Genomic DNA, 12,311 nt, shown 5'->3' with positions numbered 1-12,311 from the left:
ACTACGAAACAATCTCAATATTTTTACATTACTTAATGTACTTTGATTTATTCTCGCCTACTTACTTAATACGGGGAATCGGTTAGCACAGGAGAGAAAATATGTGGAACTTAATTATATTGTTTGTATGTGTGTGGGGAATTTTGCTCGGCGCGATATATCTTTATCTGAATTCTGCCTCATCTGCTAAAAAGAAAAAACGTCATCGTTATCGAGCAATTTCTCATCACAATAACAGTGTTTGGAGTAGCTCATACGTACACGATTATGGTAGCTATAACTCTAGTAGCAGCAGTGGTTATGGCGACAGCAGTAGTAACGACAGTAGTGGCTATAGCAGCAGCAGTAATCGCGATAGTGGTGGCTATGGTAGCAGCAGTAGTTGCGATAGTGGTAGTTATGATGGCGGTAGTAGTTGTGATAGTGGCGGTTATTAAATTCCAGAACGCAGCCGCACACTGCCGGCTTGACAATCACGCAACCAAGCTTTCACGGCTTGGGCAATTACACCCTTACTACTATCCCTGGGGGGCGATACTACTGGTTGAGAATCACTACCAATTTGGGTAAACATCATTACCAAACGCCAGCCACTGTTAGTTTTTGTCAATAACAACCAGTGAAATTGCTGCGATTCAACAATTTTACCAGCTATATACTGCCGTTCTAAAGTCGTAAAGAAAACTTGCTCAACTCCTGTTGCTGTATTTTTCTGCCCATCGGCGTTATACCCACCGGTGTTAATGGGTAGGGGCTGAAACTCTGGTTTTCCTGCCACCAGCATATAACTGTAAACATCACTGCTGCGACGGAGACGGCGGGCGCGTTGAGTGGCGCGATTTGCATAACTTGGTAAATCCTGCAATAGCTGAGTAGTTAATTTTTCTAAACTTTGTTCAGAACAAATAGAATTCAGCCCATTGTGAACGGCTTGACTCTGAGTTAGGAAAACAGGTGTATTGGCAAATGCTGAGTTATTCATGCTATCTGCCGCTACTAGCCACACGGCGAAAGCTAAAAGCCATAAGCCATAATTTTTCTTTTTGACTTTTGCCTTCATCCCACTGCCGTTAACTCCTCAACAATTTTATTCCAGGCTAACTCAGGTTCAGCAGCCGCAGTAATCGGACGACCAATTACGAGGTAATCTGCACCAGCTTTGATAGCTTGGGAGGGTGTAAGCGATCGCTTTTGATCTCCCTTATCTGCCCAAGTTGGGCGCACACCTGGACAAACCAGCAAAAAGTCATTTTCACAAGTTTGGCGTAACTGTGTAACCTCCTGGGGTGAGCAAACAGCCCCATTTACTCCGCATTCCTGCGCCATCAATGCCATTTCTAAAGCATATTCTGGTAATTCCAGAGGAACTTTCAAATCAAACGCTAGTTGCCTAGAAGAAATACTCGTCAGCAGGGTAATGGCAATTAATTGCGGTGGTTTGACACCTGCTTGCATTGCCCCCACCTGTACAGCCTCAGTTGCCGCTTTCAGGGCATCTCTGCCAGCCGTGGCGTGAATTGTGAGTAAATCCACTCCGTAACTAGCAGCACTACGACAAGCCCCAGCTACAGTATTGGGAATATCGTGAAACTTCAAATCTAAAAATATCCGTTTTTGCCGGGATTTTAAAACTTCCAGGATTGTGGAGCCAGAACTAGTAAATAATTCTAAACCCACTTTCCAGAAATTTACTTGCGGCAATTGATCTACAAGAGCGATCGCACTTTGTAAATCTGGTACATCCAAAGGCACAATTATTTGGTCATTAGTCATTGGTTATTAGTTCTTTACAAGTCGGACAAACTTATTTTTACCAACTTGTAGCACGCGCCCGTGTAATTGACTAGGCTGCTCAAAACTGGTATCAACATCAGTGATGCGATCGCCATCTAGACGCACTCCACCTTCTTGAATTTTTCGTTTACCCTCTCCAGTACTTTTGCATAAACCAGTGACATTGAGAAGATACGCTAACTTTACAGGAAATTCTGACACCCCAGCCAGAGAAAATTCGGGAACCGCGCCTTCCTTCCCGCCGCTTTTGGCAGCATCCTTGGCTTCATTAGCGGCAATTTCACCGTTGTATTGTCTCACAACTTCATAAGCTAAAAGCATTTGGCGATCGCGGGGATTTTCTGGCAATTTTTCCAAAGGTAAATCCGTCAACAGTTCAAAATACTGTGACAGCAAATTATCAGGAACACCTTGTAACTTCTGATATTTTTGGGCAGGATGTTCTGACAGACCAACATAATTACTTAAGGATTTAGACATTTTTTGCACACCATCCGTACCTATTAAAATCGGTAACAGCAAGCCAAACTGGGGCTTTTGTCCAAAATGGCGTTGCAAATCTCGTCCCACCGCAATGTTAAATTTTTGATCAGTTCCCCCTAATTCCACATCTGCCTCAATAGCCACTGAATCATAGCCCTGCATCAATGGATAGAGGAACTCATGGATAAAAATTGGATTCTCTTGTTTATAACGTTCAGCAAATCCCTCTTTAGCCAACATCTGCCCCACCGTCATCGTAGAAAGTAACTCAAGAATTTTCCCTAAATTCATCTGGGAAAGCCATTCGGAGTTATAACGCACCTCCAACCTGCCTGGTGTGTCAAAATCTAAAATAGGGCGCACTTGGTCAAGATAAGTTTGAGCATTTTGTGCCACATCTGCCTCTGTCAGCTGACGACGTACCTCAGATTTACCTGTAGGATCGCCAATACGAGCTGTAAAATCACCAATAATTAGAACTGCTGTATGACCCGCATCTTGAAACGCTCGCAGTTTGCGTACTGGTATGCTATGACCAAGATGAATATCAGATCCTGTGGGGTCAATTCCCAATTTGATCCTTAAAGGTCGGTTCGTAGTTAACAAACGCTTCTCTAAACTTTCACTTTCACTATCAGCATCAGTTGGTTGGGGAAAAATTTCTACTATTCCACGATGTAACCAAGAAAAATTTTGCGTCATACTAAGAGATTCGCTATTAACTACGCTTTTTACTCTAAAAGTTGGGTTGGTTATATTCACAGGCAATTTGTCAGTACTTTAATCTACCAAATTAATATAATTGCAAAAATTAACCGCCAAGCTTCATTCAATGAATTACAGTTATATTTACCAGTGAGGAAGTAAGAACGCCGTGTCGTCTTCTAGGACTTTTACAAATAAGCAACCACAACGTCAGGCTTCATCAGGTTTTGAGTTTTTGAAAGGAGTAGGCCAAATCACTGGCGGTACTCTGTTATCAATAATCATGCTGACAAGCTCTATTGTAGCCGGAGGCCTGGTTGGTCTGGCTATTAGTTTTCGTAACTTACCAGATGTCAGACAATTGCGTAACTTTGTGCCATCAGAAACAACTTACATTTATGACATTAATGGCAAACTGTTAACAAGTCTTCACGGTGAAGCCAACCGAGAAGTCATGGCATTAGATAGAATTTCCCCAAATCTGAAGCGGGCAGTACTAGCCAGTGAAGATAGTCATTTTTATGATCATCACGGTATCAATCCTAGTGGTGTCGGACGGGCTTTGATTGTAAACTTGGCAGCTGGTAGGGTGCGAGAAGGTGGTTCTACCATCACCATGCAGCTGGTGAAAAATTTGTTTTTATCTCAAAGACGTGCCTTTACTCGCAAGTTAGCTGAAGGAGTACTGGCAATTCGGTTAGAGCAAATTCTCAGCAAAGACCAAATTTTAGAACTGTACCTCAATCAAGTTTATTGGGGTCATAATAACTATGGTGTACAAACAGCAGCACGCACTTACTTCGACAAGTCCGCCGTAAATTTAAACCTGGCTGAGTCAGCAATGATGGCGGGTTTAATCCAAGCACCAGAAGAATTCAGTCCCTTTGCGAATATGGAACTGGCAAGACGCAAACAAAGGGAAGTTTTGGGGCGGATGCTGGAATTGAACTGGATTAGTCAACAAGAATATGATGATGCTCTGAAGCAAGAACTTAAATTTGGTCGTATCCGCTCCTTCCAAGGTAGTGCCTTACCTTATGTAACCAATACTGTATCTCAAGAATTAGTGCAAAAATTTGGGCGTGAGGCGCTGATTAAAGGTGGAATGCGTGTGCAAACTACTATTGATGCTGACTTCCAAATGATGGCGGAAAAAACTGTCAGCAAGTGGAGTAAAACATTGAATGGTCGAGGTTTACGTGGTAATGAAATTGCACTGGTAGCCATCGACCCCCGCACCCATTTTGTCAAGGCCTTAGTAGGTGGTGTAGATTCTAGAGCTAGTGAATTTAATCGGGCAACGCAAGCCCAGCGTCAACCAGGTTCCGCCTTTAAACCATTAGTATATTATGCTGCTTTCGCTACTGGTAAATATACACCAGATACGATATTACAAGATACACCAGTTCGTTATCGAGATGGTAGCAATTGGTATAGTCCGAGGAACTACGACGGTGGTTTTCAAGGCTCAATAACAGTTCGCACCGCCCTAGCCCAGTCTCGCAATATTCCAGTAATTAAAGTGGGTATGGCTATCGGGATGAATAAAGTCGTAGAAACCTCTCGGACATTGGGAATCATGAGTCCGATGGCTCCTGTGACTTCTTTGCCTTTGGGAGCTATAGGCATTACACCTTTAGAATTAGCTAGTGCTTACGCTACCTTTGCTAATTATGGCTGGCAATCGCCAGCAACAGTTATGGCGCGTGTTACTGATAGCAGTGGCAATATCTTGTTAGATAATACACCCAAACCCCAGTTAGTTCTGGATCAATGGGCATCAGCAGCAACTATCGATGTGATGCGTTCGGTAGTTACTTCTGGTACTGGGAAGGCAGCAGATATTGGCCGTCCCAGTGCTGGTAAGACAGGTACAACTTCATCTGAAAGAGATATTTGGTATGTTGGGACTGTGCCACAGTTAACAACTGCTGTCTGGGTAGGTAGAGACGATAACAGACCATTATCTAGAGGTGCAACAGGTGGGGGTATGGTGGCTCCCATTTGGAAAGATTTTATGCAGCAAGCCCTCAAAGGTGTACCTTCGGAAAACTTTAAGCCACCCTCTCAATTTAAGCGCCCCAAACCATAATAAGTAGGGGTTGGGGATTTTCTGAATACTTAGTATAAAGCCAGTAGGGGCGGGTTAATGAAAATTATTATTGGTAATTGAGCATATCTGTCATAGCTTGCGTGGCGTAGCCATACCTGCCCCTACATCAATGATTTCAAGTGATTAACACTGTTCTCATTCATCTGAAAACCGCTATACATAAATTGACATTCTCACCGCCCTAACAGAGCAGTGATTCTAAAAATTACTTTTTAGGTTTTCTCTTTCCGCGACACGCCTTAAAATCAACTATCCATTGCTGGCAATGCTTAAACCAATTAACCCTTCAGATTAACTAGGGTTTGGTGAATAAATGTAAAACCCAGATAAATCAAAGGTTTGAGGCTGATAAACCCGAAAGTATGTGCAAGGTTTTTGAAGGATGTACCATCAAAAGTGTGAACTTTGGGTTGAATAAATCAGAAAATTTGGGGATGACAGATAGCTGAAACTGTTCTCTGTTCCCTATTCTCACAAATAACTTTTATGCCTAACGGCACGCTACGCGAACAGCAAACCCTAACTATTGCTGTTTTTCTAGTTCGGTTTTCATTCGCTGTAGGGTAAGATTCATTTGCTCAAACATTTGTTGCGGAGTCACACCAAATTGGTTTAGCTGAGTCTTGAGTTGCTGCACAGTCATCTGCGCCATAAAATCTTCTGATAGCTCGAATCGCTTCATAAAGACGCGATAGCGATCCATCATAGCTTCCATTTGCTCAATAAACAGCTTTTTGCCCTCGCGATCAAACTTGCCGTAGTTGTTGCCAAGGTTGATTAGTGCTTGATAATCTTCAAACAGCTGTTTTGCTTCTTGCTGAACTATATCAGAGTCAAAGAATCCCATTTTACTTATATTCAACTGAGTATTGAGACTCAGCAGCTTAATATTTTTGCCTCTCTCACTATATTAGTCTAGGGAATTCATCTCAGGAACAAGTTTCGGTTTAAGTACGGTTTTGTACCGGAATTTCAACACTTGACTGTGTGGGAAATGAGGGGAAGAGGCAGAGGGGTGCAGGATGCAGGGGTAGGGGGGAAAAGATTGTGACTTCCCAATGACCAATGACTAATAACCAATGACTAAGAGACTTCCAAATAAAAAAATATCCCGTCGTTTTGAGAGCAGGGGGGCAGGGAGCGGGGAGCAGGGGGAGGAAAGGTCATTTTAGTTGCAGAAATTTGGATCAACTTTTTTGTGGAGTTCTCTAATATTAATGAAATCCAACATGATGCGCTGATGTATAGTGCCTAAAGGTCGGATTTCATCGGCAATTGGTGAATAACAGTTACCTTGGCGAATATCTTCAGGTGTTAATAATTTCATATCCCAGCCTTCGTTTAAAACTAGTTGATCTAATTTGACTAGGAGTGGTGCGTGAAAGACATGACGAACAACAGTACCATCTGCATAACAACCGAATTCTATAAATGATGGTAGCTTGTAGCCAATTTCCTCGATAACTTCTCGCTGGACTGCTATATCTGGTGTTTCACCAGGTTCGAGATGTCCACCGAATAGTCCCCAGTAACCAGGGTAAAGAATACCAGGGATATTATCTCGCAGTTGCATGAGAAACTTGTCTTTTTGGTGAAGAATTGCGATCGCTACATGAACTGGTTGATCATTCATTAATTTATACTAGTGATTTATCCTAAAATTTTTAACTTTCCTCTATATAAACTTCTCCAAATTCTTGGTCAGCTAAGGGGATACTCTTGTAGCGAATTTTACCCTTAATTACCACTTGCTCTCCTTCTTTCAGATTGGGTTGGTTCGTAATCACCCAAATTTTACCAGTGGAGTCATTAATTTGATATGCCCACTGCTTAATTAAGGGAACTTGCTTTTCTACCTTCCCTTGGACATAAACTGTGGCCTCCTGGTCTGTCTCTGGTTTAATATCCTGAATTAGAGTGACATTACTACCAATGCTGAAGTTACCGGCTTTTAAGCTTGGTGTTCTCAAAGAACTGCAACTACAAAGTCCAGCTACAAGTAATAAAGCAATTCCCCGACGATAAGGCATCATACGGCAAAGGTGAAATCTTGTTGTTGGTTCCATGAGGTTAGTTCCTTTGTGTAAATTTAAGGTGGATGCTTCCCCATTCTTCATTCCCCATTACCCTTTATATTTCATTCTTTCGCTGTTCAGATGAGGCAGTTTATCTGAGAAGATAAATAATATGAGTATAGTCTTATGTGGAAAGACGCTAAGGCACTAAGCAGCAACGCCTTCATAGTCAATAGGCAAAAGTCTGTTGGCTGGGCTGCAAAAGACTGAAATATGGACTAAAGGCAGTCCTGTAGGGATTTTAATGGAAACAAAAACTGCCAAACTTCTCGATGGTAAAGCTTTAGCTGAAAAAATTCATCAAGAACTTTCAGCTATGACTACCCAAACACAAGCAAAATTTGGGCGATCGCCTGGTTTAGCTGTATTAATGGTGGGGGATAACCCAGCCTCAGCCGCTTATGTCCGTAATAAAGAACGCGCTTGCGCTAAAGTCGGTATTGCTTCTTTTGGCAAGCATTTTCCCACAGAAACCACCCAAGGGGAACTTGAGGAAGTAATTGCTGCACTCAATCAAGATGAGCGTGTAGATGGTATTCTCGTGCAGTTGCCTTTACCGAGTCACTTGGATGCTGTCGCCCTGCTGAATAAAATTGACCCAGACAAAGATGCTGATGGACTACATCCAGTGAACTTGGGGCGGTTAGTGCGGGGAGAACCTGGTTTACGCAGTTGTACGCCAGCTGGTGTGATGCGACTATTACAGGAATACGAAATTCCTTTGCAGGGAAAACACGCCGTGGTGGTGGGACGCAGTATTTTAGTAGGCAAACCAATGGCCTTGATGTTATTGGCAGCTGATGCGACTGTTACCATTGCTCACTCGCGATCGCTAGACCTTGGTACTATCACGAAGAATGCTGATCTGATTATTGCGGCTGTCGGTCGGCCAGGATTAATTACTGGCGAGATGGTAAAATCAGGCTCCGTTGTGATAGATGTGGGGATGAATCGTGTAACAGATGCCAGTGGCAAAAGTCGCTTAGTCGGAGATGTTGACTGGGAATCAACTGCTGCTGTAGCGGAATATATCACTCCAGTTCCTGGTGGTGTTGGTCCGATGACAGTTGCTATTTTATTGCAAAATACAGTTGCCAGCTATTTGCAAAAAGCGAAGTAGTTGTAAGTTATGAGTTATGAATTCTCAATTTTTAATTCCTGACTCCTCACTCATGACCAATATTGCCTTAATGGTACAAGTCACCAGATTTATCTGTGGAATCAATCGAAAATTTTCACACCCCTAGATCCTAAATCCAAAATCTAAATTTGTTTGACTTTTTTCGCGCCACAGCATCTTAAAATTGTGACGGATAAGATAAACAGCCAACAGCCTAAAATTGAAGGAATTTTAAGAATGGTAGCAGCTGATAACGTCCAGAAAATCAAAGAGGAAGCAAACTTTAACCTAACCGCCTATCTCCAAAAGCGGAAAAATCTTTGTGAAACTGCTCTGGATCAAGCTATTCCGGTCATTTATCCAGAAAAGATTTATGAATCAATGCGCTACTCACTATTAGCTGGAGGTAAGCGTCTGCGCCCCATTCTCTGCCTTGCTGCTTGTGAAATGATCGGCGGCACAATTGAAATGGCCATGCCTACAGCCTGTGCGATGGAAATGATCCATACAATGTCGTTAATTCACGACGACCTACCAGCGATGGATAATGATGATTATCGTCGTGGGAAGTTGACAAATCACAAGATTTATGGTGAAGACATCGCTATTTTAGCTGGTGATGGTTTGTTGGCTTATGCTTTTGAATTTGTTGCCACTCAAACCCCAGAAACCGTTTCGAGAGAGCAAGTTTTACAAGTCATAGCTCGTCTTGGCAAAGCTTTGGGGGCTGCTGGCTTGGTGGGCGGTCAAGTGGTTGATTTAGACTCAGAAGGTAAAACAGATATTTCTCTAGAAACCCTGAATTTTATTCATAACCACAAAACTGCTGCTCTTTTAGAAGCTAGTGTTGTTTGTGGGGGCGTTATCGCCGGGGCATCTTCTGAAGATGTGCAACGACTCTCTCGCTATTCTCAAAACATTGGTCTAGCATTTCAAATCATAGATGATATTCTGGATATCACTGCTACACAGGAACAATTAGGTAAGACTGCTGGTAAAGACCTCATCGCTAAAAAAGTTACCTATCCTAGTCTTTGGGGAATTGAAGAATCACGCTCCAAAGCTCAACAGCTAGTGGAAGCAGCCTGTAAGGAATTAGAGACATTTGGAAAATTGGCACAGCCACTCAAAGCGCTGGCTCACTATATCACCAGTCGCAATCACTAGGTCAATTTGGGATTTGGGATTTTGGGTTGCATGAAAATGTTTCCTCATAAAATAATTGCTGCTAAATTTACTAACCGAACCAAAAGACCATGCAGGACATAGGCCATATTTTAGATAACCGGGTGCTGCTGGTTGCTCTGGTAGCTTGTTTAATTGCTCAAGTATTAAAACTTGTAGTTGAGGTAGTCAAACATCGTAAGCTGAATGTGCGGGTTTTAGTGACAACTGGAGGTATGCCTAGCGCCCATTCAGCTTTGGTGACAGCTCTAGCAGCTGGTGTAGGGCAAAGTCTGGGTTGGGCATCACCTGAATTTGCTTTGGCTACAGTTTTTGCCATCATTGTCATGTACGATGCAGCCGGAGTTCGTCAAGCGGCTGGCAAGCAGGCTCGAATTCTCAATCAAATGATTGATGAATTATTCCACGAAAAACCAGACTTTAGCCAAGACCGTCTCAAAGAATTACTGGGGCATACACCGGTGCAGGTGATAGCTGGTTCGGTTTTGGGTGTCACCATCTATTGGTTAGCTCGGTCTGCTTACTAGTAGCGTAATTCGTAATTCGTAATTCGTAATTCCGGTTTATTTACTCCAACTTGTACGAGTTTATAAACGCACAGATGACCGCAATAACATTACTTTTCTTCCATCTACTAGTACGGCAAAAAAACCTCGTTCGTTGAGCTTTTGTAATGTGTTGTATGCTTCTCGTTGGTTGCCCGTATAAATTGCCAGTAAGTAAGGGCGTTGTCCGTAGGAAGCAAAACCTATGTTACCTCCCACTACTTGTTGGACGCTATTTGCCAGTTCTGGTTTGTTAAAATAATCTACTAATACAGCATAACCATCTCCTAGTATTTGGGGATTAAAGCTGATTGTTGGAGGTTGATTTGGTGCTGGTGTGATATTATTTGCCGTCGGTCTTGTCGTGATGATGGCAGTTAAACCAACAATATTATCTATATATCTCGCCCAACGATTAGCATCGTCAATTCTGCTAAACCCACTTATCCGCGTCACTGTATCAGTGAGATATCGGCAAGTTGTAGCTTGAATTTCGTTTGGTAAGGCACTAAGTAACTGTTTCTGACTATTTGCGGTGGGACTGACTACCAGCAAAAGATATTCCCCAGAACGAGGAGGTTGACAAATGGGAATATTTTGTTGGGCAGTGACAGAAGTCATACTACCGATGAAACTTGCTGATGCAAGTGCTAATGCACCAAATAAAGTATCAAATTTCTGCACAAAATTAGGATGCATAAACTGGATTTTTTCCAAAGAATTTAAAAATGCCTTTTTTCTCTAATCTTAGGGCAGGTTGTTCACCTACCCCAAATTGTCGTAACTGGTGAAGTTGACTATCTCTTACAGTCGTGTTGAGAGTTCGTAGTCAGCACTTTAGTGCTTCCAATTCAAGTTGAACGAACCGCTAAAGGGAAGCGTGCGCGCAGCACATACCGCTAAGGACGCTAACTACACAAAGAAGGAAGGAAATTCGCCACGGTTTTTTACAAATAAATTCTATTAGAAGATAAGGACTAAAGTCCTGACTACGAACTTGTTAAGAGACTGAGGTGAGGGATGCTAAAGGATCTGAAATTGTTTGGGAAGGAGCCTGAAATTCTCCTGTAATTACATACTCTAATCGCAGTTTTAGCCAGGTAATAAATTGAGCATTGGTGGAAATAATGGCGGCGGCTGGTTGAGGACACTGCGCTTTTAGCTCTGCCATCTCAGGTGATTCTAAGAAAGCTGGCTGGTTCACTAACCAAAAATCAATTTCTTTTTCTTGTTCATGGTAGTAGCGAGTGCGTTCTTTCAGCACTTCTGCGGTTGGTTCTTCTTGAACCAGAAATTTTTGACTTGCCAAAGCATAATAGTATGTTTTCATTTTTAAACCTTTGCTTACTATTGAATAATTTAAGGGTACAGAGCTACATCATGTACCCCTAAAAAATAATTAAACCAGAATTACCTCATCAAAGCACTGAAAGGGCAAGCACTGGTTTTTGCTTCGCCAGTTCTAGGTTTTTCTTGCCAATTCCAAAATTTTTGGAAAAAACTCCAAAAATTTGGTTGTTTTTGCTTTTGTTCACCAGTTTCTGGTTGTCCACTTGCTGTCAGCTTGTCTAAGAACTTGGTGTTGTCATAGTAGTGTTCTAAGGAAAGGATTTTCAAGTCCTCGGCGACATGGGCAACGCTCATGCCAATCACTTCTATTGTCTCTCCTGTGGGGGCGTTGTCTTTGTATGCGCCTTTAAAATGTCCCCAATGCCGCCATTTAAAGGCAACTGTGGGGGGGGCTGAGAACACTTCTAGCACTTCCCACATAAATCCTTCTGGAAATGCTGTGTGAAAGAGGCTTGTGGATGTTTCAAAGTTTTCTTCAGCAGCTTTGTAATGTTGGGTATTGCCGATTAAGAGTTTGTAAGTTCCTGACTCGACTACATCTGATATTGTGTAGCTGGGGCCTCCATTGGTACTCATGCGGAACTTTTCGTTGACAACTGATATCCATTGCTGGGGGTTGGTTTTGAAGTTCGCTTCTACATCGAAGGTTCTCACCAAGTTCTGCACTATGGCTTCTAGTGAACCTTGAGGATGATTACGTGTACTTTCTTTGGCTAGGTTTTCGTTGGAACGGGTATAATCGGGAAATTTGCCATAGCGCCATTCGATATCGGTACTTTGTTCTAGTACTTTATCTCTGTGCTGTACCCACAAGGGTAGGCTGTTAGACTCTGTTGAGGTCATAGAAGTTTGTGCGGAAAGATTTAACTCCAATTTTCTGGATTTCGCAGTTACAACCCCTCATTAAAAGTGCTGAGTGCTGAGTGCTGAGTGCTGAGTGG

The 12,311-nt window shown here is 42.5% G+C and carries 14 protein-coding genes; 5 read left to right on the top strand and 9 right to left on the bottom strand.

Features of this window, described 5'->3' with window-relative positions; translation table 11 throughout:
- The first annotated feature begins 101 nt into the window (after positions 1-101).
- A complete protein-coding gene (locus tag VB654_RS16320) occupies positions 102-437 on the top strand; it encodes a hypothetical protein (protein WP_323214824.1) in 336 nt (111 codons plus the stop codon).
- On the opposite strand, the gene VB654_RS16315 is transcribed toward VB654_RS16320, so the two are convergent.
- From VB654_RS16315 to tyrS, 3 genes are read right to left on the bottom strand one after another with little or no spacing between them, the layout of a single operon-like run.
- On the bottom strand, positions 434-1,060 hold the full coding sequence (locus VB654_RS16315; protein ID WP_323214823.1) for a hypothetical protein: 627 nt from the start codon (positions 1,058-1,060) through the stop codon (positions 434-436). The two genes, VB654_RS16320 and VB654_RS16315, sit on opposite strands and share 4 nt — an antisense overlap.
- On the bottom strand, positions 1,057-1,773 hold the full coding sequence (pyrF, locus tag VB654_RS16310) for an orotidine-5'-phosphate decarboxylase (protein WP_323214822.1): 717 nt from the start codon (positions 1,771-1,773) through the stop codon (positions 1,057-1,059). Before pyrF ends, VB654_RS16315 begins: the two co-directional genes overlap by 4 nt.
- A gap of 6 nt (positions 1,774-1,779) precedes the next feature.
- A complete protein-coding gene (gene tyrS / locus VB654_RS16305; protein WP_323214821.1) occupies positions 1,780-2,979 on the bottom strand; it encodes a tyrosine--tRNA ligase in 1,200 nt (399 codons plus the stop codon).
- A 286-nt stretch (positions 2,980-3,265) separates the two neighbouring features.
- On the opposite strand from tyrS, the gene VB654_RS16300 reads away from it, so the two are divergent.
- A complete protein-coding gene (locus tag VB654_RS16300) occupies positions 3,266-5,074 on the top strand; it encodes a transglycosylase domain-containing protein (RefSeq protein ID WP_323214863.1) in 1,809 nt (602 codons plus the stop codon).
- Positions 5,075-5,618: 544 nt separating this feature from the next.
- On the opposite strand, the gene VB654_RS16295 is transcribed toward VB654_RS16300, so the two are convergent.
- The 3 genes from VB654_RS16295 to VB654_RS16285 form a co-directional block, all read right to left on the bottom strand.
- Complete coding sequence (locus VB654_RS16295; protein WP_006194378.1) at positions 5,619-5,942, bottom strand: DUF1825 family protein; 324 nt, start codon at positions 5,940-5,942, stop codon at positions 5,619-5,621.
- A gap of 321 nt (positions 5,943-6,263) precedes the next feature.
- The gene (locus tag VB654_RS16290) at positions 6,264-6,728 is read right to left on the bottom strand and encodes an NUDIX hydrolase (protein ID WP_323214820.1); all 465 of its coding nucleotides are present in this window, start codon (positions 6,726-6,728) and stop codon (positions 6,264-6,266) included.
- A 31-nt stretch (positions 6,729-6,759) separates the two neighbouring features.
- Positions 6,760-7,161, bottom strand: a complete 402-nt coding sequence (locus VB654_RS16285; protein ID WP_323214861.1) for a hypothetical protein — start codon at positions 7,159-7,161, stop codon at positions 6,760-6,762.
- 253 nt (positions 7,162-7,414) lie between these two features.
- Between VB654_RS16285 and folD the strand changes: the two genes are divergently transcribed.
- The 3 genes from folD to VB654_RS16270 all read left to right on the top strand — a co-directional run bounded on the left by folD (position 7,415) and on the right by VB654_RS16270 (position 10,002).
- Complete coding sequence (folD, locus tag VB654_RS16280) at positions 7,415-8,290, top strand: bifunctional methylenetetrahydrofolate dehydrogenase/methenyltetrahydrofolate cyclohydrolase FolD (RefSeq protein ID WP_323214819.1); 876 nt, start codon at positions 7,415-7,417, stop codon at positions 8,288-8,290.
- Positions 8,291-8,527: 237 nt separating this feature from the next.
- Positions 8,528-9,457, top strand: a complete 930-nt coding sequence (gene crtE / locus VB654_RS16275; protein WP_323214860.1) for a geranylgeranyl diphosphate synthase CrtE — start codon at positions 8,528-8,530, stop codon at positions 9,455-9,457.
- A gap of 89 nt (positions 9,458-9,546) precedes the next feature.
- Positions 9,547-10,002: a divergent PAP2 family protein gene (locus VB654_RS16270; RefSeq protein WP_323214818.1), complete on the top strand. Its 456-nt coding sequence runs from the start codon at positions 9,547-9,549 to the stop codon at positions 10,000-10,002.
- Positions 10,003-10,062: 60 nt separating this feature from the next.
- On the opposite strand, the gene VB654_RS16265 is transcribed toward VB654_RS16270, so the two are convergent.
- The 3 genes from VB654_RS16265 to VB654_RS16255 all read right to left on the bottom strand — a co-directional run bounded on the left by VB654_RS16265 (position 10,063) and on the right by VB654_RS16255 (position 12,213).
- Positions 10,063-10,719, bottom strand: a complete 657-nt coding sequence (locus VB654_RS16265; RefSeq protein WP_323214817.1) for a hypothetical protein — start codon at positions 10,717-10,719, stop codon at positions 10,063-10,065.
- Positions 10,720-11,020: 301 nt separating this feature from the next.
- On the bottom strand, positions 11,021-11,350 hold the full coding sequence (locus tag VB654_RS16260; RefSeq protein ID WP_323214816.1) for an MgPME-cyclase complex family protein: 330 nt from the start codon (positions 11,348-11,350) through the stop codon (positions 11,021-11,023).
- 80 nt (positions 11,351-11,430) lie between these two features.
- Positions 11,431-12,213 (bottom strand): ester cyclase, encoded by a 783-nt coding sequence (locus tag VB654_RS16255; RefSeq protein ID WP_323214815.1) that lies wholly within the window; start codon positions 12,211-12,213, stop codon positions 11,431-11,433.
- Between the last annotated feature and the right edge of the window lie 98 nt (positions 12,214-12,311).

Origin of the sequence: Nodularia sp. UHCC 0506 (assembly GCF_034931045.1) — a bacterium.
Taxonomy (GTDB): Bacteria; Cyanobacteriota; Cyanobacteriia; order Cyanobacteriales; family Nostocaceae; genus Nodularia.
The sequence above is the reverse complement of the archived record's forward strand: the minus strand, read 5'-3'. Positions and strand labels throughout refer to the sequence as shown.